The sequence below is a fragment of the Nocardia sp. NBC_00508 genome (assembly GCF_036346875.1).
Taxonomy (GTDB): domain Bacteria; phylum Actinomycetota; class Actinomycetes; order Mycobacteriales; family Mycobacteriaceae; genus Nocardia.
The window spans coordinates 2774236-2800451 of record NZ_CP107852.1 but is presented as its reverse complement, the minus strand read 5'-3'; the positions used below and the strand labels follow the sequence as shown (position 1 = coordinate 2800451).

At 65.4% G+C, this 26216-nt stretch carries 23 protein-coding genes; 18 read left to right on the top strand and 5 right to left on the bottom strand.

Annotated features, from left to right (window positions below):
• Positions 1-52 precede the first annotated feature (52 nt).
• The 18 genes from OHA40_RS12265 to OHA40_RS12180 all read left to right on the top strand — a co-directional run bounded on the left by OHA40_RS12265 (position 53) and on the right by OHA40_RS12180 (position 22403).
• Positions 53-577 (top strand): NADPH-dependent FMN reductase, encoded by a 525-nt coding sequence (locus tag OHA40_RS12265; RefSeq protein ID WP_330233175.1) that lies wholly within the window; start codon positions 53-55, stop codon positions 575-577.
• Between the two features lie 491 nt (positions 578-1068).
• Entirely contained in the window at positions 1069-1608 is a 540-nt protein-coding gene (gene rplJ / locus OHA40_RS12260; protein ID WP_330233174.1) for a 50S ribosomal protein L10, read from the top strand.
• A gap of 57 nt (positions 1609-1665) precedes the next feature.
• Positions 1666-2046 (top strand): 50S ribosomal protein L7/L12, encoded by a 381-nt coding sequence (gene rplL / locus OHA40_RS12255; RefSeq protein WP_330233173.1) that lies wholly within the window; start codon positions 1666-1668, stop codon positions 2044-2046.
• Between the two features lie 245 nt (positions 2047-2291).
• Positions 2292-3368 (top strand): ABC transporter ATP-binding protein, encoded by a 1077-nt coding sequence (locus tag OHA40_RS12250; RefSeq protein WP_330233172.1) that lies wholly within the window; start codon positions 2292-2294, stop codon positions 3366-3368.
• An 11-nt stretch (positions 3369-3379) separates the two neighbouring features.
• On the top strand, positions 3380-4174 hold the full coding sequence (locus OHA40_RS12245) for an MlaE family ABC transporter permease (RefSeq protein ID WP_330233171.1): 795 nt from the start codon (positions 3380-3382) through the stop codon (positions 4172-4174).
• Between the two features lie 39 nt (positions 4175-4213).
• On the top strand, positions 4214-5041 hold the full coding sequence (locus OHA40_RS12240; protein WP_330234139.1) for an MlaE family ABC transporter permease: 828 nt from the start codon (positions 4214-4216) through the stop codon (positions 5039-5041).
• Positions 5038-6390 (top strand): MCE family protein, encoded by a 1353-nt coding sequence (locus tag OHA40_RS12235; protein WP_330233170.1) that lies wholly within the window; start codon positions 5038-5040, stop codon positions 6388-6390. Before OHA40_RS12240 ends, OHA40_RS12235 begins: the two co-directional genes overlap by 4 nt.
• Entirely contained in the window at positions 6387-7463 is a 1077-nt protein-coding gene (locus OHA40_RS12230; RefSeq protein WP_330233169.1) for an MCE family protein, read from the top strand. Before OHA40_RS12235 ends, OHA40_RS12230 begins: the two co-directional genes overlap by 4 nt.
• The gene (locus OHA40_RS12225) at positions 7463-8473 is read left to right on the top strand and encodes an MCE family protein (protein ID WP_330233168.1); all 1011 of its coding nucleotides are present in this window, start codon (positions 7463-7465) and stop codon (positions 8471-8473) included. Before OHA40_RS12230 ends, OHA40_RS12225 begins: the two co-directional genes overlap by 1 nt.
• Positions 8474-8510: 37 nt before the next feature.
• Positions 8511-9743, top strand: coding sequence for an MCE family protein (locus tag OHA40_RS12220; RefSeq protein ID WP_442944039.1), 1233 nt, complete (start codon positions 8511-8513; stop codon positions 9741-9743).
• Entirely contained in the window at positions 9740-11005 is a 1266-nt protein-coding gene (locus tag OHA40_RS12215; protein WP_330233166.1) for an MCE family protein, read from the top strand. Before OHA40_RS12220 ends, OHA40_RS12215 begins: the two co-directional genes overlap by 4 nt.
• Positions 11002-12243 carry an MCE family protein gene (locus tag OHA40_RS12210; protein WP_330233165.1) on the top strand — a complete coding sequence of 414 codons (1242 nt, stop codon included), beginning with the start codon at positions 11002-11004 and terminating at the stop codon, positions 12241-12243. The genes OHA40_RS12215 and OHA40_RS12210 overlap by 4 nt, the downstream gene beginning before the upstream one ends.
• A 106-nt stretch (positions 12244-12349) precedes the next feature.
• The gene (locus OHA40_RS12205) at positions 12350-13096 is read left to right on the top strand and encodes a hypothetical protein (protein ID WP_330233164.1); all 747 of its coding nucleotides are present in this window, start codon (positions 12350-12352) and stop codon (positions 13094-13096) included.
• Positions 13097-13106: 10 nt separating this feature from the next.
• Positions 13107-13838, top strand: coding sequence for a hypothetical protein (locus OHA40_RS12200; protein WP_330233163.1), 732 nt, complete (start codon positions 13107-13109; stop codon positions 13836-13838).
• 408 nt (positions 13839-14246) lie between these two features.
• Complete coding sequence (rpoB, locus tag OHA40_RS12195; protein WP_330233162.1) at positions 14247-17753, top strand: DNA-directed RNA polymerase subunit beta; 3507 nt, start codon at positions 14247-14249, stop codon at positions 17751-17753.
• A 139-nt stretch (positions 17754-17892) separates the two neighbouring features.
• Positions 17893-21846: a DNA-directed RNA polymerase subunit beta' gene (locus OHA40_RS12190; protein ID WP_330233161.1), complete on the top strand. Its 3954-nt coding sequence runs from the start codon at positions 17893-17895 to the stop codon at positions 21844-21846.
• A 160-nt stretch (positions 21847-22006) separates the two neighbouring features.
• The gene (locus OHA40_RS12185; protein WP_330233160.1) at positions 22007-22213 is read left to right on the top strand and encodes a hypothetical protein; all 207 of its coding nucleotides are present in this window, start codon (positions 22007-22009) and stop codon (positions 22211-22213) included.
• Positions 22200-22403: a hypothetical protein gene (locus tag OHA40_RS12180; RefSeq protein ID WP_330233159.1), complete on the top strand. Its 204-nt coding sequence runs from the start codon at positions 22200-22202 to the stop codon at positions 22401-22403. The genes OHA40_RS12185 and OHA40_RS12180 overlap by 14 nt, the downstream gene beginning before the upstream one ends.
• A 226-nt stretch (positions 22404-22629) precedes the next feature.
• Here OHA40_RS12180 and OHA40_RS12175 read toward each other — a convergent pair whose 3' ends face one another.
• The 5 genes from OHA40_RS12175 to OHA40_RS12155 form a co-directional block, all read right to left on the bottom strand.
• Positions 22630-23166: a hypothetical protein gene (locus OHA40_RS12175; RefSeq protein WP_330233158.1), complete on the bottom strand. Its 537-nt coding sequence runs from the start codon at positions 23164-23166 to the stop codon at positions 22630-22632.
• A 6-nt stretch (positions 23167-23172) separates the two neighbouring features.
• A complete protein-coding gene (locus OHA40_RS12170) occupies positions 23173-24390 on the bottom strand; it encodes a DUF6973 domain-containing protein (protein WP_330233157.1) in 1218 nt (405 codons plus the stop codon).
• The gene (locus OHA40_RS12165; protein WP_330233156.1) at positions 24387-24683 is read right to left on the bottom strand and encodes a type VII secretion target; all 297 of its coding nucleotides are present in this window, start codon (positions 24681-24683) and stop codon (positions 24387-24389) included. Before OHA40_RS12165 ends, OHA40_RS12170 begins: the two co-directional genes overlap by 4 nt.
• Positions 24683-25075: a YbaB/EbfC family nucleoid-associated protein gene (locus OHA40_RS12160; RefSeq protein WP_330233155.1), complete on the bottom strand. Its 393-nt coding sequence runs from the start codon at positions 25073-25075 to the stop codon at positions 24683-24685. Before OHA40_RS12160 ends, OHA40_RS12165 begins: the two co-directional genes overlap by 1 nt.
• Positions 25076-25146: 71 nt before the next feature.
• The gene (locus tag OHA40_RS12155) at positions 25147-26157 is read right to left on the bottom strand and encodes an aldo/keto reductase (protein WP_330233154.1); all 1011 of its coding nucleotides are present in this window, start codon (positions 26155-26157) and stop codon (positions 25147-25149) included.
• Between the last annotated feature and the right edge of the window lie 59 nt (positions 26158-26216).

The window sequence follows — 26216 nt, the reverse complement described above, 5'->3', positions numbered from 1 at the left end:
GGGATGAGATCCGGGGAGCGGCGTCGTTGGGTTCAGTGTGACCGTCGTCTTGTTGATCTCTGGCAGCACTCGCACCGCATCCACCAACTCCGCCGCACTCCGCACAGTCTCGGCGATTGCCCCGGGGGACATCAGAACCCGGTGGTACAACGACCTCGCGGCATTGCCCGCCTTCGATCCGGACGACGACGGCTCGGCGCATCCATCGGTTCTCGCACTACGGGAACAGCTTTCGGACGCCGATGCGGTCCTGTTCTGCACTCCGGAATACGCGGGCACACTGCCCGGCAGTCTGAAGAACCTGCTCGACTGGACAGTCGGCACCGGTGACCTCTACGAGAAGCCGGCCGCGTGGATCACTGTGGCGCCACTCGGCCGGGGCGATGGTGCGACCGCGACTCTGCGGAGCGTACTCGGGTACGTAGGCGCCGCTATCGATCTCGAGGCGTGCGGGCGCCTGCCAGTGCTTCGGGACGACGTCGGCCCGGACGGACTGGTCGCCGACGCCGAATTCCGGTCCGGCGCGTCCGCGGTGCTCCATCGACTCGCCCGGCATGCGCAGCGCGCAACGCCCTGAGAACGCCTCGCGCCGGAGGGGCAACCCGGGTACCGGCTCTTCCCGCCGTACGCATCCTGACCAGGCGCGGCATCCTGGGTCGGCGGCGCTGTCCTGTCGGCGCTCCCGCGCCGGCGGGGGCCGCAACGTGAGCCGGGACACAGTGATTCGGCAGCCGATAGGTTGCGATCCTGTCGCCGCGCAGGGCCGTTTTGGCAGATGGGAACCCGTCCAGGTACATTGGACGTCAGTAATCGACAAGTTCGATCACTACCCAATCCGTTCTACCGAAGACCGTTGGTCGCCGATCCCGCCTGGGTTCGGTCGAAGGTCCGGCGACATTGCCGGCGGCCCACGCAGGGAGAGCCGAGGCTGGGAATTGACCCGGGGTACATCCCGGATCGGTTTTCTGTTGCGCCCCGGAACGCTCTGCGTTCGGGGCGTTTGTTTTGTCGCCGGCCCCTGATCGGTAGTTCGCGTGTACGAACCGACCATCAGAGAGGAGGCGAAGTATGGCAAAACCCGAGAAGGTCACCGCGGTCGCGGAGATCGCGGAGCAGTTCAGGAGCTCGACGGCCACCGTCGTCACGGAATACCGTGGCCTGTCGGTTGGCAAGCTCACCGAGCTGCGGCGCGCGCTCGGCACCGAAGCCACGTACTCCGTCGCCAAGAACACCCTGGTCAAGCGGGCCGCTGCCGAGGCGGGCGTGGAAGGCCTCGACGAGCTGTTCGTCGGACCGACCGCGATCACCTTCATCACGGGTGAGCCGGTCAACGCGGCCAAGGCGCTGAAGACCTTCGCGAAGGACAACAAGGCGCTTGTCATCAAGGGCGGCTACATGGACGGCGCTCCGCTGTCCGTGTCCGAGGTCGAGCGCATCGCCGATCTGGAAACCCGCGAGGTCCTGCTGGCCAAGCTGGCCGGCGCCCTGAAGGGCAACCTCGCGAAGGCCGCCGGTCTGTTCAACGCTCCCGCCTCGCAGGTGGCTCGCCTTGCCGCCGCGCTGCAGGAGAAGAAGCAGGCCGAAGCAGGCGGAACCGCCGCCGAGTAGAACCCGTGCGGTACGACTTCGCCCGCATAGACATCAACTACCGAAAGGAATACAACAATGGCCAACGTTGACGAGCTGCTCGAGGTCTTCGGCAACATGACCCTGCTCGAGCTGTCGGACTTCGTGAAGAAGTTCGAGGAGAAGTTCGAGGTCACCGCGGCTGCTCCGGTCGCCGTCGCCGCCGTCGGCGGTGCCGCCGCTCCGGCCGAGGCCGCCGAGGAGCAGGACGAGTTCGACGTCATCCTCGAGGGTGCCGGCGACAAGAAGATCCAGGTCATCAAGGTGGTCCGCGAGATCGTCTCCGGCCTGGGCCTGAAGGAAGCCAAGGACCTGGTCGAGAGCGCCCCGAAGCCGATCCTGGAGAAGGTCGCCAAGGACGCCGCCGAGGCTGCCAAGGCGAAGCTGGAAGAGGCCGGCGCCAAGGTTGCGGTCAAGTAATTCCCGACCGAAACACGCCGAACGGGCGGTCCTCCATTGCGGGGACCGCCCGTTCGCTATTTTTCGGCAACGCGAGCCGCAATCCGAATATCAATTGCTTTGCGGGGTTACTCTTCAGTCAGGTTAGGGGTGTGCCCCGTCTCTCTCATGGGTTACAGTGACCGAACCCACTGTGACGTGATGCATCGCGATGACCGAGCGCGGTTCCGCCAGTGGGCAGCTCGCTGAGAATTGTGGAGGTTGGCGTGGGCGTCGAGGTCAGGACCGAGGGTGTAACCAAGTCCTTCGGTTCGCAGCGAATTTGGCAGGACGTATCTCTGACGTTGCCGTCGGGCGAAGTGAGCGCGCTGCTCGGCCCGTCGGGCACCGGTAAATCGGTGTTCCTGAAATCGCTGATCGGTCTCTTGCGTCCGGAGCGCGGCTCCATCTACATCGACGGCACGGATATCACCACCTGCTCCAACAAGGAGCTGTACGAGATTCGCAAGCTGTTCGGTGTGCTGTTCCAGGACGGTGCGCTGTTCGGTTCGATGCACCTGTTCGACAACGTGGCCTTCCCGTTGCGCGAGCACACCAAGAAGAGCGAAGCCGAGATCAAGAAGATCGTGATGGAGAAGCTGGAGCTGACCGGCCTGCTCGGTGCCGAGGGCAAGCTGCCCGGCGAGATCTCCGGCGGTATGCGCAAGCGTGCCGGGCTGGCCCGCGCCCTGGTGCTGGATCCGCAGATCATCCTCGTCGACGAGCCCGACTCCGGTCTGGACCCGGTCCGTACCTCGTACCTGTCGCAGTTGCTGATCGATATCAACGCGCAGATCGACGCCACGATCCTGATCGTCACGCACAACATCAACCTGGCCCGGACGGTGCCGGACAACATCGGCATGCTGTTCCGTCGCCAGTTGGTGATGTTCGGTCCGCGGGAGGTGTTGCTGACGTCGGAGGAGCCGGTGGTCAAGCAGTTCCTCAACGGCCGGATGATCGGTCCGATCGGCATGTCCGAGGAGAAGGACGAGGCGCAGATGGCGCGCGAGCAGGCGCTGGTGGACGCCGGCCATCACCACGGCGGCGCCGAGGAGGTCGAGGGGATCATCCCGCAGATGCGGGCGACGCCGGGCATGCCGGTGCGTCAGGGGGTGCTGCGGCGCAAAGAGCGCGTTCGCGAGATCATGCACACCCTGCCGCACGCCGCTCAGGTCGCGATTCGCGAATCACTTGCTGAGAACGATGACACGCAGGTGATGGCGTATAACAGCGGCGACCTGGCCAATTATCAAGGCGGCGCGTACGACTCCACCGTGCGACACAACACAACTAACGGGTAACATCTGCGATCGTGAATTCCACCCTGGCGCGATTGCGAACTCCACTGGAGTCGGGGTTTGCCCAGGCCGGCAACATCTTCGCGCTGTTCATCGACGTCCTTCGCAAGACGTTCCGTCGGCCCTTCGAATGGCGGGAGTTCATCGAGCAGTCGTGGTTCATCGCGAGTGTCTCGATCCTGCCCAGCGCTCTGGTCGCGATTCCGTTCGGCGCGGTCGTGGCATTGCAGACCGGCTCGCTGATCAAACAGTTGGGCGCCGAATCCTTCACCGGCGCAACCAGTGTGCTGGCCACGGTCCAGCAGGCGGCTCCGGTCGTCACGGCGCTGATCATCGCAGGCGCGGCCGGGTCGGCGGTGGCCGCCGATCTCGGCTCGCGCACCATCCGCGAGGAAATCGACGCCATGGAGGTACTCGGCGTCGACCCGGTGCGCAAGCTCGTGGTGCCGCGCGTGATCGGCATGATGCTGGTGGCGCTGCTGCTCAACGGCCTGGTGTCGGTGGTCGGCATCGCGGGCGGCTACTTCTTCAACGTGCTGCTGCAGGGCGGAACGCCCGGCGCGTACCTGGCGTCGTTCTCCGCGCTCGCCCAGTTGCCGGACCTGTGGATCGGTGAGATCAAGGCAGCGGTATTCGGCCTCATCGCGGGTGTGATCGCCGCGTACAAGGGGTTGCATCCCAAAGGGGGCCCGAAAGGAGTCGGTGACGCGGTGAACCAATCCGTGGTGATCACGTTCCTGGTGCTGTTCTTCGTGAACCTCATCCTGACCCTGGTGTACCTGCAAGTCGTCCCGGCTAAGGGCGCCTGATCGATGGCCACGTCATATCGAGCCCCGGTCGCCAGGTCGATGCGACGGGCCGGGGAAGTCCTCCGCATGCCGCTCAACATCATCGATCGCGCCGGCGATCAGATGTCGTTCTACTCGCGCACGATCGCCTGGATTCCGCGTACCGCGGTGCATTACCGCAAGGAGGTCATGCGGCTGCTCGCCGAAGTCACCTTCGGCACCGGCGCGCTCGCGGTGATCGGCGGCACCATCGGCGTGATCGTGTTCATGTCCGGGTCGGTCGGCGTTGTCGTCGGGCTGCAGGGCTTCAAGGCCCTCGACGCACTCGGCAGCTCGGCGCTCACCGGCTTCCTCACCGCCTATATCAATACCCGTGAGATCGCGCCGCTGGTCGCCGCTCTGGCGCTGTCGGCGACCGTCGGCTGTGGTTTCACCGCGCAGCTGGGCGCAATGCGGATCTCCGAGGAGATCGATGCGCTCGAGGTGATGGCGGTGCCGGGCATCCCGTTCCTGGTCACCAGCCGCGTGATCGCCGGATTCCTCGCGGTGATCCCGCTGTACATCGTGGGACTGCTCGGCACGTTCCTGGCTTCGCGCATGGTCAGCATCTGGTTCAACGGGCAGTCCAGCGGGTCCTACGACCACTACTTCAATCTGTTCCTGCCACCGGAGGACGTGCTCTATTCGTTCCTCAAGGTGCTGGTCTTCGCCTTCGTGATCATCATGGTGCACTGCTACTACGGCTTCCACGCCACCGGCGGACCCGCGGGCGTCGGTGTCGCGGTGGGGCGCGCGGTCCGCGCGGCGATCGTGCTGGTGAACATCCTCGACTTCTTCCTCAGCCTCGCGATCTGGGGCACCACGACCACGGTGCGGGTGGCCGGATGAGCCGCGCGACGCAGACCTGGCGTTCGACGGAGAAGCTGCGTATTCGGGCGCTGGGCATCGCGTTCTTCGTCGTGGTCGCGCTGTTCGTGTGGACGACGATCGCGATCTACAACAAGCAGTTCGTGCGGAGCGTGCAGGTCGATCTGATCACCGACAGCGTTGGCAACGCGCTGACGCGCAATGCCGACGTGAAGGCCCGCGGCGTCAGCGTCGGCGAAGTGCGCTCGAGCCGTTCCGAGGGCGGCGAGGTGACGTTGCACCTGGCCATCGATCCGGACAAGGCGCAGCAGATTCCGGTCAACGCGACCGCGCGGCTCCTGCCCAAGACGCTGTTCGGCGAGCGCTACGTGGACCTGGTGATCCCGGAAGACCCGAGTCCGCGGCACCTGACCGACGGCGTGACGCTGCACCAGGACGTCAGCGGCAACGCCATCGAGTTGAGCAAGCTGCTCGACGACCTGCTTCCGCTGTTGCAGGCAATTCCGCCGCAGGACCTCGCCGCCACCCTGGGCGCACTGTCCCAGGCGCTGGCCGGGCAAGGCCTCGCACTCGGCGAGAGCGTGGTCAAGCTGGACGAGATCTTCCGTCAGGTCAACGGCGTGCTTCCGGACCTGCAAGCCGACCTGCGCAGTTTCGCCGAGGTGGCCGCCACGTACTCCGACGCGGCCCCGCAGCTGATCCAGGCGCTGGACAACCTGCGCACCACCAACGCGACGATCGTGCAGCGACGCACCGACATCGATGTGCTCTACGCGACCCTGACGCCGTCCTCGGCGACCACGGCCGACTTCCTGATCGCCAACCGCGACAACATCATCGACGTAGCCGCCGATTCGCGTCCGGCGCTCGAACAGCTGGCCTACTACTCGCCGAACTACACCTGCGCACTGGCGAACTTCGCGCAGTTGACGCCTCGCATCGACAAGCTCTTCGGCAAGGGCACCGATCGGCCCGGTTCGCGCGTGACCATCGAGCTGACCAACACGCGCGGCAAGTACCTGCCGAACCAGGACGAGCCGCGTTGGCTGGATACCAGGGGGCCGTGGTGCGTTCCCGAGAAGCCGCTCGGCGTCGACCCCGGCCAGTACCCCGGCGGTCCCCCCAATGACGGTTCCTACGCTGTGCCCAGCCGCAATCCGGGCGACCAGGAGGCCGGCTACCTGGAGCCGCCGCAGTTCGGCGTCTACCCGGCCGGCAAGATGCCGACGATCGCCGGTTCGCCGATGGAGCAGCAGTCGCTCGGCGCGATCTACGGCGCGGCCAATGGTGTCGCACCGGACCAGGTGCCGGGCTGGGTGACCCGGGCCGGTGCGCCCGCGTTCCGCGGAAGCGAGGTGAGCGTGCGATGAGGCAGCCCTTGCGCGGACTGGGCGGCCCGCTGGCCAAGCTGATCATCTTCGTGGTGGTGACGCTGTTCGTGACCACCATGCTCGGACTGTCGATCGCAAACTACAGCCGCGGCGGCACCGAGTTCAAGGCCAGATTCACCGACGTCACTTCGCTCATTCCCGGTGACGATGTGCGCATCGCGGGTGTGCGGGTCGGCAAGGTCACCGACGTGTCGATCGTGGACAAGCGCCTCGCCGAGGTGAAGTTCGATCTCACCGACCGGGACTGGTTGCCGGCCTCGACCACCGCGACGATCAAGTACCGCAACTTGGTCGGCCAGCGCTACATCGCCTTGGAGCAGGGGACCGGGGCGCAGGGCCACAAGCTGACCGAGGGTGGCACCATTCCGTTGGAGCGCACCAAGCCGGCATTGAATCTCACCACGCTGTTCAACGGATTCCGTCCGCTGTTCCGCACGCTGACCGCCGAGGACGTGAACAAGCTGTCCTTCGAGATCATCCAGGTCTTCCAGGGTGAGCAGGGGACGATCCACGACTTGGTCGCGACCACGGCGAATCTGACCAACAAGATCGCGGACAAGGACGCCGTGATCGGTGAGCTGACCCGAAACCTGACCGCCGTGCTGGACACGGTCAACCAGCGCGACGATCAGTTCGACCAGTTGATCGTGAACACCGAGGCGCTGATCAGCGGCCTCGCCGCGGAACGCGACACCATCGGTCGCTCGGTGACCTCGCTCGCCGACCTGACCTCGGCCACGTCCGACCTGCTTGTACCGGTGCGTCCGACGCTGCAAGGCTCGATCGCGGGCCTGAGCCAGCTGACCGGCACCCTCGACGAACGCCGGGACGAGGTGAACGAAGCGCTGTACACCCTGCCGATCAAGATGGAGAAGCTCGGCCGCGTCGGCAGCTATGGCTCCTGGTTCCAGTTCTATCTGTGTGGCATCGACATCGTCGTCGGGCCGGGTGCGGTCGACGCGCCGCAGCTCAACCTGCCCGCCGGGCTGCCGACGATCAACCAGCCGCTGTACACCAATGCGGCGCCGCGCTGCCAGGGGAAGGCTCGCTGATGGAAGATCGCATCCTGCTCGGCAAACGCAGCCCGGCCTTCATGGGCGTGCTCGGCCTCGCCATCGTGCTGCTGGTGACGGTGTCGGCGTTCTTCCTCGACCGACTGCCCATCATCGGGGCAGGCACCAAGTACACCGCCGAGTTCACCGAGGCCGCGGGGCTGAAGAGAGGCAACGAAGTCCGGATCGCGGGCGTCAAAGTCGGTTCGGTATCCGATGTGCGGCTCGACGGTGACCGCGTCGTCGTGGACTTCCGCACCAAGGACGCGTGGATCGGCAGCGAGACCACCGCGTCCATCCAGATCAAGACCCTGCTCGGGCAGAAGTATCTGGCGCTGGACCCGAGAGGGTCGAAGCCTGCCGACCCGGAAACCCGGATTCCGCTGTCCCGCACGGTGTCTCCGTACGACGTGGTGGACGCGTTCACCGATGCGGCGCGCAATATCGACCAGATCGACACCGCGCAGCTGGCCACCAGCATGCGGGTGCTGTCGGAGGCGTTCGAGACGACGCCGCCGGAGATCCGCGGCTCCATCGACGGCGTGGCCCGGCTGTCGGAGACACTCGCCAAACGCGACCAAGAGCTGAAGAAACTTTTCGCCGCGACCAGACAGACCACGCAGATCCTCGCCGACCGCAACGCCGAGTTCGAGCGGCTGCTCGCCTCGGGCGGTCAGCTGCTCGCCGAGCTGAACATCCGTCAGCAGTCCATCGCGCAGCTGCTGTCCGGCGCCAGGACGGTGTCGGCGGAGCTGAGCGCGCTGGTGCACGACAACGAGGAGCAGATCGGGCCCGCGCTGACCAACCTGCGCGCCTCGATCGACCTGCTCAACGCCAACCAGCAGAACATCTCCAAGACATTGGAACTCGCGGCGCCCTTCTACGGCCTCTACGCCAACGTGCTCGGCACCGGCCGCTGGTTCGACGCGGTGATCGTCAACCTGGTCCCGCCCGCGCTGCCCGAGATCCCCGGCTACCGTCCGCCGGTCCGCACCCTGGGAGGTAACTGACGTGGCGGAGAACTGGCGCGGCGATCCCGTCGGCGCGGTGCGCAATTCCAGCCGTGGCGCCAAGGTGGGCATCGCATTGGCCGTCGTCCTTGCCGTGCTGGTGGCCGCAGTGCTGTGGTGGCTGTTCAACCGGTTGACCACCACCAAGATCACCGCCTACTTCGATCGCTCGGTCGGCATCTACGAAGGCTCGGATGTGCGCATTCTCGGCGTGCCGGTCGGCTCGGTGGATTCGGTGGAGCCGCAGGGCGATCAGGTCAAGATCGTCATGAGCGTGGACCGCAAGTACGACGTGCCCGAGGGCGCGCGGGCCGCGCAGATCACGCCGTCCATCGTGTCGGACCGCTACATCCAGCTGACCCCGGTGTACAAGGGCGGGCCGAAGATGCCGCGCAACGGGACCATCCCGCGCGACCGTACGGTCACCCCCGTCGAAGTCGACGAGCTGTACAAGAGCATCACCGAGCTGTCGGATGCGTTGGGCCCGAACGGAGCCAACGCCGAGGGCGCGGTGAACGAACTGGTCCGCACCGGCGCGGCGAACCTGGCCGGCAACGGCGAAGCGCTGGCCAATAGCCTCACCCAGCTGTCGCGGGCGGCGAAGTATCTGTCGGACACGCGCGGGGACATCTTCGACACGATCAAGAACCTGCAGGCCTTCGTCACCATGCTGGCGCAGAATGACCAGCAGGTGCGGCAGTTCAACACCCAGCTGGCCGACCTGTCGACCTTCCTCGCCGACGAACGCGAAGATCTCGGCGCCGCACTGCATCTACTGTCGATCGCGCTGGGCGACGTCGCCCGCTTCATCGATGACAATCGGGATCTGATCGCGAGCAACGCCGAAGGGTTGACCACGCTCACCAAGACACTGGCCGATCAGCGCGACGACCTGGCCGCCGTGCTGCCCGTGTTGCCGGTGGCGCTGAGCAACCTGATCAACGTGCACAACGCCGAATCCGGCACCCTCGATATGCGCGCCAACTTCACCGACCTGCAAGACCCGTTCGGCGTGGTGTGCAAAATGCTCGACCTGTCCAAGCTGATGCCGGGCGACCCGAAGTTCGAGGCGCTCGGCAGGCAGATGCGACCGATCCTGGACCACTGCAAGGACATCACCGACCAGATCACCGCCGGAGTGAAGACTCCGACGCTGATCCTTCCGTTCGGCATCCTCAGCGGCGAGAACCAGCAGCGCGACCCGGTGCCGGGCACGGTGCCGGGCACGCCTTCGGATCGGCTTCCGCCCTCGCAGGGAGGGGACCGATGATCGACCGAATCCGTTCCGTCGCACGGGGTCTCGGTGCCGCGCTGGTGCTGGGACTGTCCACCGCGCTGGTCACCTCGTGCGCAGCCGACGGCATCTACAGCGTGCCGCTGCCCGGTGGCGCCGATGTCGGCGAACATCCGCTGCACATCGATATCCAGTTCGACGATGTCCTCGACCTGGTGCCGCAGTCGGCGGTCAAGGTCGACGGCGTGCCGGTGGGCCGGGTCGAGGAGATCGCCATCGGCAAGGACCAGTGGACCGCGACCGTGCGTACCCTGGTGCACTCCTCGGTGGACCTGCCCGCGAACGCGCGCGCCGAGGTCAGGCAGTCGAATCTGCTCGGTGAGAAGTTCATCGAACTGTCCAGGCCCGCCGCCGATCCGGATCCGCGGCGCCTCGGCGACGGCTCGGTGATCCCGGTCGACCGCACCAGGCACGCCACCGAGATCGAGCAGGTGCTCGGTGCGCTGTCGCTGCTGCTCAACGGCGGCGGCGTCGCGCAGCTGCAGCCCATCGTCACCGAGTTGAACAAGACCTTCGGTGGCCGCGAGGATCGCGTGCGCTCGCTGATCGAGCAGGCGAACACGCTGATCAACGGCCTGAACGACCAGGTCGACGACATCACAAGAGCGCTGGACGGCCTCGATGTGCTCAGCAGCAGGGTGAGCACGCAGACCGAGCAGATCGGCAAGATCCTCGAGCAGTTGCCCGAGGGCATCAAGATCCTGGAAGAGCAGCGACCGCAACTGATCGGCCTGCTCGCCCAGCTGGACCGCCTCGGCCGAGCCGGCTTCGACGTTCTGAACATCTCGAAGGACGACCTGATCCGCGACCTCACCGCGCTGCGACCCACGCTGCAGGAACTCGGCCGCTCCGCGCCGGATCTGGTGACCGCGTTCCCGCTGATTCCGACGTATCCGTTCCCCGACTCCTCGCTGGAAAGCACCTTCGGCGGGCAGGTCAACACCTGGTTGTCGGTGGACCAGCAGATCGGCGTCACGCTCAGCAATCTCGGTGTGGGCAAACCGGATCCGGTGTACATCCCGCCGGTCGGTCCGCCGGTGCCGGTGGACCCGACGAACCCCTACTACGGCGGCAACGGCCCACGGCCGGGCTGGCCGACGGTGTCGATCCTGCCGCTGCCGCCGCTCATGGCGCAGCCACCCGCGCCGGGCGTGCCGGCCGGCCCGGTCGGGGCGATCCTCGAACAACTCGGAGTGGGCGGCGGGACACAACAGAGCGTAGGGGGTGGTCCGCGGTGACACGTCTGGTCCGGTGGCAGCTGATCACGTTCGTGGTGATCGCGGTGGTCGGCGTGGTCTTCGTCGGAGCCAGGTACATCCGACTCGACCAGATGCTGGGATTCGGCCAGTACACGGTGCACGTGCGGGCCGCGCAGACCGGCGGTATCTACAAGGGTGCAGAGGTGACCTACCGCGGCGTTCCGGTCGGCCGGGTCGGTGGGCTCGAACTCACCGACGACGGCGTGCTGATCAACCTGACCATCGATTCGAGTTCGCCGGATATCCCGGCCTCGGCGAAAGCCGTGGTGGCCAACCGATCCGCGATCGGCGAGCAATATCTCGATCTGCAACCCGACTCGGACGCAGGTCCGTACCTGCGCGACAACTCGGTGATCACCTCGGTGACCACGCCGGTGCCGGTCGAGCAGTTGGTGGCCAGTGTGGACAACTTCACCCGGTCGGTGGATCTGAACGCGCTCAACACAACGGTTCGCGAACTCGGTAAGGCGTTCGACGGCAAGGGCGACGATCTGCAGGTACTGATCGAATCGCTGAATCAGTTCACCGAGACCTTCCACGGCACGCTGCCGCAAACCATCCAGCTGATTCGGGACGGCCGGATCGCGCTCGGTACCCAGGCCGAACAGTCCGCGGCCATCCGCGAATTCAGCGACGGCCTGGACCAGCTCACCGCCCAGTTGCGCTCCAGCGATCCCGACGTGCGCAGGCTCATCGGCACCGGAACCGATGCCGGTGAGCAGATCGGCGCGCTGATCAATGAGAGCGGCGGCGCGCTCACCCAGGATCTGGCGAACCTGCGCCTGACCCTGCAGACCATCTCGCCGAAGTTCTACGCGCTGCAACCGCTGCTGCAGATGCTTCCGCAGCTGTCCATCGGCGGTTCGTCCACCGCCCCGGGCGACGGCACCAGCCACTTCGGTTTGGTGTTGGAGACCAACAATCCGCCCGCCTGTACCGTGGGCTACGAGGGCACACAGCGGATTCTCGAGCAGATGAAGGCGCAGAACCCGGATTTCGACGACACGCGCGACGAGTTCCCGTTCAACAAGGACGCCAAATGCCTTGTGCCGTTCGGTAATCCGACTGCCGTCCGGGGTGGCGAACGCGCCGAGCTCGCCGATCCCGCGATCGTGCAGCCCTGGGACGCCAATCCCAAGACCGATCCAGAAAAGCTGAACCTGACTCCGGTCGCCGTGCAGCTGTCGACCCTGCTGGGGGTCACGCCGAAGCGGTGACCAGGAGCAATGACGTTAGGGTGTCTCGCGTGAGTGACTGGAGCGAGCGAACCATGGGCATGATGTCCCTGGACGCGACCGAGCCGAGCGACGGCGAGGCGCTGTCATGACCGCCGACCTGTCGAAGCAGTCCGATTCGGAGCAGGAAGCACCGGAGGCCGCGGAGGCCGCGGAGGCGTCGGTGCGAACGTCTGTGGAGTCGGCCGCCGCGTCCGCTGCCCCATCCGCGGAGGACCCGACCGAAGCCGCGGCGCAGCGCCCCGGCTCCGCGTCGGTGCTCGGCAGGGTGGCGTTCGTCGGCTCGGCGGCGCTGCTGGTGGTCGCGCTGGTCGCCGCCGCGTGGTTCGGCGCAGGCTGGGTTCGCGCCGCGCTCACCGACGGCCCGCGCGCCGACGCGCGCGACACCGCGCTGGACGCCGCACGCCAGGCCGCGCTGAACATGACGTCGATGAACCTCGACGACGTGCCCGGCTCGCTCGAGCTGGCCAGGTCCTCGATGACCGGTGCGCTGCTGGATTCGGCCACCGCGAACAAGGACCAGGCCGAGAAGCTGGCCCAGCAGAGCGGGGTCGGGATGGCCTCGAAGGTGCTCGGCGCCGCGCTCACCTCGCTGAACAGCGAGCAGGACAAGGCGTCGGCGCTGGTCGTGCTGCAGGTCACCGAGAAGGCCAAGGACAAACCGGCCGCGGAGTACCGCTACACCTGGACCGTCGACGTGGCCAAGGAGGGCGAGGTCTGGAAGGCCGAGCAGATCTCCTCGCTCGGACAGCCGGTGCTGCTGAGCGGCGGACCCGGCCCGCAGCCGCCCGCACCCGCGGCGGACCAGCCTGCCGCTCCGAAGCCGGGATCCTAGGAGGGCACCCATGACGTCTCGCCGACCGGTCAACCGGGTCACCTCCAAGCGCCGCCCCGTCGGCGAACAACCGTCGCGCACCGCGTCCCCGCGGACCGAGCGCCCCGCAACGGGCCGTAGGCCGCGCGTGACGAGCGGTTCCCGGCCTGCCGCGGCACCCAGTGCCGCCCGCCCCGAACAGATGGCCGGGCCGTCCCGATGGCGCAGGATAGTGCCGTCGAAGGCGGTTCGTCCGCAGAGCCGAGAGGTCGGCCGCCCCCGCTGGGGAGTCGCCGCGGGCTTGCTGGTCGCCGCGGTGTTGCTGGGCGCCTTCGCGTCGCTCGCCGCCCAACGGCCGGGGGTCGACACGTCGAACCAGGCGTACGTGAACAACGAGGCCACCCAGGAGGTGCGTGCGGCCGCCGACCACGCGCTGCGGACGGTGTACGCCTACGACGTGCAGAACATCGACGGCTACCGGGACACCGCGAAGCAGGTGCTCACCGGAAAAATGCTCGCCGACCTGGACAAATACGCCGAAACCACCATTTCCGCGGTCAAGCAGGCGCAGACCAGCGCCGACGCCAAGGCCGACCCGATTGCCGTGACATTGCTCACGGACGATCGCGCGGAGCTGCTTGTCAATTTGGTGGTGAGCGCCACCAAGGACGGCGTGGCGCAGCAGAGCGTCGCCGGTCCCGTCGTCCTGCACATGCAGAAGGTGGACGGTCGCTGGCTGGCCAGCGACATCGTCGACCAGTAATGCCCGCCGCATCACCCGGGATGACCCAGCGCGGCATGGCATCTCGCCGACGTCTCGGCCGGGCCTGCCACTTGACGAGTTTCGCCCGACCCGTCACGCTATTCACAACAGCGGCAGCTGTCACAGTGGCTTCCAGCGCATTGCGGTTCGGGACGCGGCCAGCGAATTCGGCCCGGCGCGCCAGCCACGTGAAGGATCACACGGGTGGTACTTTGACACCTCCGTGTACATGGGTGTAGGTTTGGACGTTGCGCTGGCTGCCTCCTGTCCATACCTCGATTTGCACACGTAAGTTCACCCTTCCGGTGTTACTTCCGTTGTTGCCTGTTCGAGTTTCGTTCGGGTTGTAACCAGCGGAATTCGTAGCAGACAAGCGACGGTCGCGGACCACCACGCGACGCGCGTGAGGTGCTGGAAGGACGCATCTTGGCAGTCTCCACCCAGACCAAGGCAGTTGCCGGAATCCCCGGAGCCCCGTTGCGGGTGTCTTTCGCGAAGATCCGTGAACCCTTGGAGGTGCCCGGACTTCTCGATCTACAGACGGACTCGTTTTCTTGGCTGATCGGTTCAGCTGACTGGCGTGAGAAAGCCGCGGCCCGCGGCGACGTCGGCCTAGTCGGCGGACTCGAGGAGGTGCTCGAGGAGCTCTCTCCGATCGAGGACTTCTCCGGGTCCATGTCCCTGTCCTTCTCCGACCCACGCTTCGAAGAGGTCAAGGCCTCGATCGACGAGTGCAAAGACAAGGATATGACCTACGCGGCTCCGCTGTTCGTCACGGCGGAGTTCATCAACAACAACACCGGTGAGATCAAGAGCCAGACGGTCTTCATGGGTGATTTCCCGATGATGACCGACAAGGGCACGTTCATCATCAACGGCACCGAGCGTGTAGTCGTCTCGCAGCTGGTGCGTTCGCCGGGTGTCTACTTCGACCACAGCGTCGACAAGGCCACGGAGAAGGACCTGCACAGCGTGCGCGTCATCCCGAGCCGCGGCGCGTGGCTGGAGTTCGACGTGGACAAGCGCGACACCGTGGGTGTGCGCATCGACCGCAAGCGTCGCCAGCCGGTCACCGTGCTGCTGAAGGCACTGGGGTGGACCACCGAGGAGATCGTCGAGCGTTTCGGCTTCTCCGAGATCATGATGTCGACCCTGGAGAAGGACAACACCGCAGGCCAGGACGAGGCGCTGCTGGATATCTACCGCAAGCTGCGTCCGGGTGAGCCGCCGACCAAGGAGTCCGCGCAGACCCTGCTGGAGAACCTGTTCTTCAAGGAGAAGCGCTACGACCTGGCGCGCGTGGGCCGGTACAAGATCAACAAGAAGCTCGGCATCCACCTGGGCGAGCAGGTCATCGGTTCGGTGCTGACGAGGGAAGACATCGTCAACACCATCGAGTACCTGGTCCGCCTGCACGCGGGCGACAAGATCATGACCGCCCCCGGCGGCGCCGAGGTGCCGGTGGAAGTGGACGACATCGACCACTTCGGCAACCGTCGCCTGCGCACCGTCGGCGAGCTGATCCAGAACCAGATCCGGGTCGGCCTCTCCCGCATGGAGCGCGTGGTCCGCGAGCGGATGACCACCCAGGACGTCGAGGCGATCACGCCGCAGACCCTGATCAACATCCGCCCGGTCGTGGCCGCGATCAAGGAGTTCTTCGGAACCTCCCAGCTGTCGCAGTTCATGGACCAGAACAACCCGCTGTCGGGCCTGACCCACAAGCGTCGCCTCTCGGCGCTGGGCCCGGGTGGTCTGTCCCGTGAGCGCGCTGGCCTCGAGGTCCGTGACGTGCACCCGTCGCACTACGGCCGCATGTGCCCGATCGAGACCCCGGAAGGCCCGAACATCGGCCTGATCGGCTCATTGTCGGTGTACGCACGGGTCAATCCGTTCGGCTTCATCGAGACGCCGTATCGCAAGGTCGTCGACGGACGGGTGACCGACGAAGTCCGTTACTTGACCGCTGACGAAGAGGACCGCCACGTGCGGGCCCAGGCCAACTCACCGGTCGGCACGGACGGCCGATTCCTCGAAGAGCGGGTGCTGTGCCGCCGCGGCAACGAGGAGAACGAGCTCGTCGCGGCCTCCGAGGTCGACTACATGGACGTCTCGCCGCGTCAGATGGTGTCGGTCGCGACGGCGATGATCCCGTTCCTCGAGCACGACGACGCCAACCGCGCCCTGATGGGTGCGAACATGCAGCGTCAGGCCGTGCCGCTGATCCGTTCCGAGGCGCCGATCGTCGGCACCGGCATGGAGCTGCGCGCCGCCGTGGACGCGGGTGATGTGGTGGTGAACGAGAAGGCGGGTGTGGTCGAGGAGGTTTCCGCCGACTACGTCACCGTGATGGCCGACGACGGCACCCGCAAGTCCTATCGGATGCGGAAGTTCAACCGCTCGAACCAGGGCACGTGCTCGAATCAGCGTCCGATTGTGGATGAGGGTCAGCGGGTGGAGTTCGGTCAGGTGCTGGCTGATGGGCCGTGCACCGAGAACGGTGAGATGGCTCTGGGTAAGAACCTGTTGGTGGCGATCATGCCGTGGGAGGGGCACAACTACGAGGACGCGATCATCCTGTCGCAGCGCCTGGTGGAGGAGGACGTGCTGACCTCGATCCACATCGAGGAGCATGAGATCGATGCCCGTGACACCAAGTTGGGTGCTGAGGAGATCACCCGGGATATCCCGAATGTTTCCGATGAGGTGCTCGCGGATCTGGATGAGCGGGGCATCGTGCGGATCGGTGCCGAGGTGCGTGATGGTGACATCCTGGTCGGGAAGGTGACCCCGAAGGGTGAGACCGAGTTGACGCCGGAGGAGCGGTTGCTGCGGGCGATCTTCGGTGAGAAGGCGCGTGAGGTGCGGGATACGTCGCTGAAGGTGCCGCATGGTGAGTCGGGCAAGGTGATCGGTATTCGGGTGTTCTCTCGTGAGGATGATGATGATCTGCCGCCGGGTGTGAACGAGCTGGTGCGGGTGTATGTGGCGCAGAAGCGCAAGATCCAGGATGGTGACAAGCTGGCCGGTCGGCACGGGAACAAGGGTGTGATCGGCAAGATCCTGCCGACCGAGGATATGCCGTTCCTGCCGGACGGCACTCCGGTCGACATCATCCTGAACACTCATGGTGTGCCGCGTCGTATGAACATCGGCCAGATCCTGGAAACCCATCTGGGTTGGATCGGCAAGGCAGGCTGGAATGTCGACGTCGCCACCGACGGCACCCGCCCCGATTGGGCGCAGGCGCTGCCGGAGGAGATGCTGGGCGCTCCGGCCGAGTCGAACATCGCCACGCCCGTCTTCGACGGCGCCCGTGAGGAGGAGCTGACCGGCCTGCTGGGCTCGACGCTGCCCAACCGTGACGGCGAGCGCATGGTCAACGACGACGGTAAGGCCACGCTGTTCGACGGACGTTCCGGCGAGCCGTTCCCGTACCCCGTCGCGGTCGGCTACATGTACATCCTGAAGCTGCACCATCTGGTCGATGACAAGATCCACGCGCGGTCGACCGGTCCGTACTCGATGATCACCCAGCAGCCGCTGGGTGGTAAGGCGCAGTTCGGTGGTCAGCGCTTCGGAGAGATGGAGTGCTGGGCCATGCAGGCCTACGGTGCGGCGTACACGCTGCAGGAGCTGCTGACCATCAAGTCCGACGATGTGGTCGGTCGTGTGAAGGTCTACGAGGCGATCGTCAAGGGCGAGAACATTCCGGAGCCGGGCATTCCGGAGTCGTTCAAGGTCTTGCTCAAGGAACTCCAGTCGCTGTGCCTCAACGTCGAGGTGCTGTCTTCCGACGGCGCCGCGATCGAGTTGCGCGAAGGCGAGGACGAGGACCTGGAGCGCGCGGCGGCCAACCTGGGCATCAACCTGTCCAGGAACGAAGCGGCCACCGTCGACGATCTGGCGAACTAGGCGGCCGGCCGGATGCCGCCACTCGGCATCCGGCCTCCACCGCGCACAACTAAAGAGTGCTCGGTCGAGCGAAGCCTCGGCAGCCACCCACTAGTGAACTTTTGCTCGAATTCGACCCGCACAGGGGAAAGGAAGTTACGTGCTAGACGTCAACTTCTTCGATGAACTCCGGATCGGCCTCGCCACCGCCGATGACATCCGTCAGTGGTCCTACGGCGAGGTGAAGAAGCCGGAGACCATCAACTACCGCACGCTCAAGCCGGAGAAGGACGGCCTGTTCTGCGAGAAGATCTTCGGTCCCACCCGGGACTGGGAGTGCTACTGCGGCAAGTACAAGCGCGTCCGCTTCAAGGGCATCATCTGTGAGCGCTGTGGCGTCGAGGTGACTCGCGCCAAGGTGCGCCGCGAGCGGATGGGCCACATCGAGCTGGCCGCTCCGGTCACGCACATCTGGTACTTCAAGGGCGTGCCCTCGCGCCTGGGTTACCTACTCGACCTGGCGCCGAAGGATCTGGAGAAGATCATCTACTTCGCCGCCTACGTCATCGTGGCGGTCGACGAGGAGCTGCGGCACAACGAGCTGTCCACGCTCGAAGCCGAGATGGAGGTCGAGAAGAAGGCGGTCGCCGACCAGCGCGACGCCGACCTCGAGGCCCGCGCCCAGAAGCTCGAGGCCGACCTGGCCGAGCTGGAGGCCGAAGGCGCCAAGTCCGACGTGCGCCGCAAGGTCAAGGACGGCGGCGAGCGCGAGATGCGCCAGCTCCGCGACCGGTCCCAGCGCGAGCTGGACCGGTTGGAGGAGATCTGGAACACCTTCACCAAGCTGGCGCCCAAGCAGCTCATCGTCGATGAGGTGCTCTACCGCGAGTTGGTCGACCGCTACGGCGAGTACTTCACCGGCGCTATGGGTGCGGAGTCCATCCAGAAGCTGATGCAGAACTTCGACATCGAGGCCGAGGCCGAGAACCTGCGCGAGACCATCCGCAGCGGCAAGGGCCAGAAGAAGCTGCGCGCGCTCAAGCGGCTCAAGGTCGTCGCGGCCTTCCAGACCAACGGCAACTCGCCGATGGGCATGGTGCTCGACGCCGTTCCGGTGATCCCACCGGAGCTGCGCCCGATGGTTCAGCTCGACGGTGGCCGCTTCGCCACCTCCGACCTGAACGACCTGTACCGTCGCGTGATCAACCGCAACAACCGCCTCAAGCGACTGATCGATCTCGGCGCGCCCGAGATCATCGTCAACAACGAGAAGCGGATGCTGCAGGAGTCCGTCGACGCGCTGTTCGACAACGGCCGCCGCGGCCGTCCGGTCACCGGGCCGGGCAACCGTCCGCTCAAGTCGCTGTCCGACCTGCTCAAGGGCAAGCAGGGCCGCTTCCGCCAGAACCTGCTCGGTAAGCGCGTCGACTACTCGGGCCGTTCGGTCATCGTCGTCGGTCCGCAGCTGAAGCTGCACCAGTGCGGTCTGCCCAAGCTGATGGCGCTGGAGCTGTTCAAGCCGTTCGTGATGAAGCGTCTGGTCGATCTGAACCACGCGCAGAACATCAAGTCGGCCAAGCGGATGGTGGAGCGGCAGCGGCCGCAGGTATGGGACGTCCTCGAAGAGGTCATCGCCGAACACCCGGTGCTGCTCAACCGCGCGCCCACCCTGCACCGCCTCGGTATCCAGGCCTTCGAGCCGCAGCTGGTGGAAGGCAAGGCCATCCAGCTGCACCCGCTGGTCTGTGAGGCGTTCAACGCCGACTTCGACGGTGACCAGATGGCCGTGCACCTGCCGCTGTCGGCGGAGGCGCAGGCCGAAGCGCGCGTCCTGATGCTGTCGTCGAACAACATCCTGTCGCCCGCCTCGGGCCGTCCGCTGGCCATGCCGCGCCTGGACATGGTGACCGGCCTGTACTACCTGACCCGCCTGGAAGACGGCGCGAAGGGTTCCTACCAGCCGGCCACCAAGGCCGCTCCGGAGCAGGGCGTGTACTCCTCGCCCGCCGAGGCGCAGATGGCGGTGGACCGTGGTGAGCTCACCGTGCGTTCGCTGATCAAGGTCCGGCTGACCGACCAGCGTCCGCCCAAGGAGGTCGAGGCGGAGCTGTTCCCGGAGGGTTGGCGCCGCGGCGACGCGTGGATCACCGAGACCACGCTGGGCCGGGTGCTGTTCAACGAGCTGCTGCCCGCGGACTACGCGTTCATCAACGAGCAGATGCCGAAGAAGCGTCAGGCGACGATCATCAACGATCTCGCCGAGCGCTACCCGATGATCGTGGTGGCGCAGACCGTCGACAAGCTCAAGGATTCCGGCTTCTACTGGGCCACGCGTTCCGGCGTGACGGTCTCCATGTCCGACGTGCTCGTGCCGCCGGAGAAGGCCGAGATCATGGAGCGCTACGAGGCGCAGTCGGATCAGATCGAGAAGAAGTACCAGCGTGGTGCGCTCGATCACCAGGAGCGCAACAACGCCCTGGTCAAGATCTGGCAGGAGGCGACCGAGGAGGTCGGTAAGGCGCTGCGCGCCCACTACCCGGCCGACAACCCGATCATCACGATCGTCGACTCGGGCGCCACGGGTAACTTCACCCAGACCCGTACCCTCGCCGGTATGAAGGGCCTGGTGACGAACCCGAAGGGTGAGTTCATCCCGCGGCCGATCAAGTCCTCGTTCCGTGAGGGCCTGACGGTTCTGGAGTACTTCATCAACACCCACGGTGCTCGTAAGGGTCTGGCCGACACCGCGCTTCGTACCGCCGACTCGGGTTACCTGACCCGTCGTCTGGTGGACGTCTCGCAGGACGTCATCGTGCGCGAGCACGACTGCGGCACCGAGCGCGGCATCGTCGTGCCGATCGCCGAGAAGCTGCTCGACGGCTCGATCATCCGCGACGCGCACGTGGAGACCTCCACTTATGCGCGCACGCTCGCGGCCGACGCGGTCGACGCGCAGGGCAACGTCATCGTGGGGAAGGGCGCCGACCTCGGCGATCCGGCGCTCGAGGCGCTGTTGGACGCGGGCATCACCGAGGTGAAGGTCCGCTCCGTGCTGACCTGCACCACCGGCACCGGCGTCTGCGCGACCTGCTATGGCCGCTCCATGGCGACCGGCAAGCTGGTCGACATCGGCGAGGCCGTCGGTATCGTCGCCGCGCAGTCCATCGGTGAGCCCGGTACCCAGCTGACCATGCGCACCTTCCACCAGGGTGGTGTCGCGGGTGATGACATCACCGGTGGTCTGCCGCGCGTGCAGGAGCTGTTCGAGGCGCGCGTGCCGAAGGGCAAGGCGCCGATCGCGGAGGTCTCCGGCCGCGTGCGGCTGGAGGACGACGATCGCTTCTACAAGATCACCATCATCCCGGATGACGGTGGCGAAGAGGTTGTCTACGACAAGCTCTCGAAGCGGCAGCGGCTGCGCGTGTTCAAGCACGACGACGGCACCGAGCGTCTGCTCTCGGACGGTGACCACGTCGAGGTCGGCCAGCAGCTGCTGGAAGGCGCGGCGGATCCGCACGAGGTGCTGCGTATCATGGGCCCCCGTCAGGTGCAGGTCCACCTGGTCCACGAAGTTCAGGAGGTCTACCGCTCACAGGGTGTGTCGATCCACGACAAGCACATCGAGGTCATTGTGCGCCAGATGCTGCGCCGCGTGACGATCATCGATTCCGGTGCTACGGAGTTCCTGCCCGGCTCGCTCACCGAGCGCGCCGAGTTCGAGGCCTCCAACCGCCGCGTCGTCGCCGAGGGCAACGAGCCCGCGGCGGGTCGCCCGGTGCTGATGGGTATCACCAAGGCGTCGCTGGCCACCGACTCGTGGCTGTCGGCGGCGTCCTTCCAGGAGACCACCCGAGTCCTGACGGACGCGGCGATCAACTGCCGCTCCGACAAGCTCATCGGCCTCAAGGAGAACGTGATCATCGGCAAGCTGATCCCGGCCGGTACCGGCATCAACCGCTACCGGAACATCCAGGTGCAGCCGACCGAAGAGGCCCGTGCCGCGGCGTACGCGGTGCCGTCCTACGACGACACCTACTACAGCCCGGAGGGCTTCGGCGCCCCCACGGGTGCCGCGGTCCCGCTGGACGATTACGGGTTCAGCGACTACCGGTAATCCGTCAGCTGTGACAGCATTCGGCCCCCGCTCCGTTTCGGAGCGGGGGCCGAATGCGTTGCGGGCTGATACGGACTTGGATCAACTATCATGGGTTATGCCTCCTGCGAGCCCCCTGCCTGCTGGTGACCCGCACCGTGTGATCACAGGTCCAGACGGCGTGGTTGAGGTCATCGTTTCTCTGCGGGAGTATCAGCAGCTAAAGGCGGCGCGCGAGGAGCTTCGCCGTCTTCGTGAGTCACAGGGGAGGAATCGCATCGCAGAGCAGATGCGTGAGGGGATGGCGCAATTCGCAACCAACCCTGCGGCGTTCCGTACCCTGACTCGTGAAGATCTGCAGCGGGAAGACATCTTTGACCGACCGTAGGGTCCTCATCGAGGTCAATCCAAAAGCAGAGCAACAAATCTACGAACTTCCGGAGTTGCTTCGCGTCAAGGTCCGTTTGGCTCTGCTCGACCTGCTTGACGATCCATTGCCTCTTGCCAAGGGCGCCATCCCGTTTCGCGCTGGCGGGGACGAGATACCGGATGCCTACGAGTGGGACATCGGTGGGTGACCCTCTTCTACAACCTGATCGAAACTGGGCCTTCGCTGATTCAAGTGATCGTGCAGGTCGTCGTGGTCGATGCTCTCTAGCGGAATAGGTCCATCCGACCGAAGAGTCCTGGCTACCGCGTGGGCGGCGGCGTTTCGCATCGAGGGCAAGCCAGCAGTGCTTCGCCTGCCCGCGATATCTGCGACGACAAGGACGTCCGGTTGTGCAGCGAGTCCGGAGTCGTGGTTCAGGGGGTTGGGCGGAGTTGACCGGCCGACGGGGTCAGCACGGTGGTCGGGTAGATCGCATCTTGGCCGCGCAGATCGAAGGCTTGATCGTGGCCGTAGTACCAGCCCACTGACTGAACGGCCTTGTCATCCTTCAGGAAGAGGTACAAGCCACGGGGCGGGCCGTCTCCGTCGCTATTGTAGGGTGTGGGAAGACCTTTCCAGCAGTTGGCTGGGGTGTTTGCTCGTCTGTTGAGTTCTTCGGCCGTGATGTTTTGCGGAACGTCGACCATGCGGTCCCAGCCATCGCTCCAGCCCGCGGTGCGTGCGATGTCGGCCAGGGTGAGGGGTTCCGTACCCGTTGCCGCTTTCATTGCCTCCCGAGTGAACGCACTCGTCGAACCGAGGTTGTCGACGTTCGTCGACATCGTGTAGCTGTTCGCGCAGTTCGCTTCGGAATCGGATCGCTTCGACTGAGGCAGCAATCCACAACCGGGGATGGCGGACATCGCCACAATCGCGATCAGAACCGGAGCAATGCGTCGGGGCTTGATCATCGGCTGTCACTTCTTTCCTGGTAGCGGGACTCCGACGCCGGGCGGCGGTCCGGTTTGTGCTTCACTGACCGCATTGCTCCACGTTATCTGGGATGGCTTCGTCGAGCCGTCGGGGTTCTTGCTTTCGATGACTATCGCGTTGCCGTTGGCGATCTCGTTTCGGATCAGGTCCTTCAATTCCTCTGGCGATGCATCGGGATGAGCGAGCGCGACATTGCGACCGAGCTGGTTGTTGTACAGGTCCATAGCCTCACGCTGCGGTGTATTTCCACCGCTCTTCTCGTGCGCCGTGGCGTACTCTTTCGTCCAATCCTCGCCGTACTGCTGCGTCATCAAAGCGTTCCAGTATGCGTGCCGGAAGGCATCACCTTGGCCATCGGCCACAGAGTTCGGGAAGAGTTCCTCCGCGGTGTCTTTCGCGGATTGCGTGAGCTCCACCTGTTCGATGACGTGCGCAGGGCCCATGGGGCTGCTCACAAGCAACCGCTTCATCGCATCGATCTCTTCGGATGTCATGAGCGACGGGTTGAAGTCGGGTTTGAGAAGGCGGATAGCTTCGAGTTCTGTTCCGAGCGGCCACAGTTGGGGCTCACCTTTGGACACATCCGTTTGATAATCGGTGAGTATCTTCGCGAGTTCGGGGTCATTCGGCACCAGAGCGACGCCCTGCTTCACGGCATTGGGCAGCTTTTCGATCAAACGGACGAATTTCTCGGCGCCCTCTTGATCGTCGCGCTGGATGTTCCGCAGGGCGCCCTGTATGGCGCCGCTCAGCAGGGTGGTCGCCAACTCTTTCGCGGCAACGGCGGCACCGCCGAACGGGAAGTACTCCTTGGATGTCTCCCAGTTCGAGTCGTGGGACAACACCTCGCCGTCTTCCTGCATGAACAGGTTCCAGCGGGAATCCTCGACTTCCTTCTTCTTCTCTCGGATAGTTCTGATATCGGCCTCGATGTCATCGGTCAGCGCGCTGATCATCTTGCCCATCTCTTCGAGCACATCTGCGGTGCTGAAGGTTTCGTCGCGGTCCTTGCGGCCGCGTACGCGCGCTGCTTCTCCGGCCTCGCTGTCGAAGTAGTCCTGGGAGCGGCCGATCTTGTTCTCCGCGGCGGTAGCCTCCTGATCGACGCCCTGTGCAGTAGCGAGCACCTTCGCCGCTGTGTCCTTCGCGTACTGGAGATTCCAGGAGAGCACAGCGGTGATCGTCAGCAGTTCGACGCTCATCGCCCGTTCCTGTTCAAATCTGCCGCCCGATGGAGGTCGACACTCTCGTAGGCGCTCGCCTGTCTATCGATTTCATCGCAGCATTCGCGAAGTCGACGTGTGTGGTAGTCGATGACAGTGTCCATCGCCTGCAAGACCTCTTCGATCTTGGTGGCAAAGTTCGAGTCGATCATCTGGGGCCGCACCTGCTGGCGGCTGTCCAGCGCGATCGGTGCCTTGGCGGCCAGTGCGTCCGCGTTTGTTCGTACATCCTTTGCCAGATCGCGCATTCTGACTGGATCGACGTTGAACATCAGCGCCTCCGATCCCAGTCAGTGGGCTCATGCCACTGATTGCTCTGGTAGGTGTCGTCGCGTCTGAGATGGGACGGTGTCCACCGCAGGGCAGGCTCGTTCGCTGCGGGGGCGGCTGGCGACACCGGGATATCCACCGGCGCATCGAAGATCCGCGTCGCTTCCGTGTTGGCGTTGTCCACTGCGGCTCGGTGGCGATCGATGATGAGTGCGGCCAGCCGGTCCGGACCGTTCTCCATCGCGTAGTCGGCGAGGTAGAGATCGGTAATGCGGCCGTTGACGTCGGTTTCGATGCTGACGCTGCCGTCCACCGACCGAGCCGAGCCGCGCACTGCGGCGAGTTGTTCGTTGAGTCGCTTGATTTCGAGCGCCTGGGCGCTGATGTCGTCCATTGGTTCGGGACTCCCCTCCTTCTGCAGCGAACAGATTACCCAGTGATCGGGCAGTGGGGAGTCCAGCGATATCAGCGCTCGCTGTCGAGCAGCGCCATCTGTGCGGTTGCGTAGCGCTCTCCGGCGACTCGGTCGGCGGGCACGGCCGACTCGATGGCGGACAGTTCGTCGTCGGTGAGTGAAATATCTAGCGCACCTACGGTTTCGGCCCAGCGTGTGCGTTTGCGAGCGCCGATGACCGGCACGATGTCGTCGCCGCGGGTCAGTACCCAGGCGATGGCCAGTTGCGCCACCGAGACGCCCTTGCGCGTGGCGATTTCGCCCAGCGCGCGGACCAGTTCGAGATTGCGATCCAGATTCTCGCCCTGGAAGCGCGGGCTGTGCGCGCGGAAGTCGTTGGCGTCGAATGCCGTACCGGGCCGGATCGAGTCGCTGAGCAGGCCACGCGAGAGCACGCCGTAGGCGGTGATGCCAATGCCGAGTTCTCGGCAGACCGGAAGAATCTCCGCCTCGATACCGCGCGAGATCAGCGAGTATTCGATCTGCAGATCCGAGATCGGATGCACGGCGGCGGCGCGGCGGATGCTTTCCGCCCCGACCTCCGACAAGCCGACATGGCGCACGTATCCCGCCTCGATCAGTTCGGCGATGGCGCCGACGGTGTCCTCGATCGCGACGTTCGGGTCGAGCCGGCCCGGCCGGTAGATGTCGACGTAGTCGACGCCGAGCCGTTGCAGGCTGTAGCCGAGGAAGTTGCGCAGCGCCTCCGGGCGGTTGTCCACACCGCCCCAGGTGCCGCCGGGGCCGCGCAGTGCGCCGAATTTCACGCTCAGCACCACGTCCTCACGCCGGCGTTCGGCGATGGCTTTGCCGATCAGCATCTCGTTGTGTCCGGCGCCGTAGAAATCGCCGGTATCGATCAGGTTGACGCCGGAGTCCAGCGCCGCGTGGATGGTCGCGGTCGACTCGGCGTCGTCGGCCGCGCCGTACATACCGGACATGCCCATCGCGCCGAGGCCGATGCGGCTGACTGTGGGGCCGGTCGCCCCGAGCTGTACTTCGTGGATCGTCCTTGTCGTCATAGAACCATCCTGAACTGCGCAAATCAGGTTCGGGAGAGATCGTCTATCGGGGGAGCGGC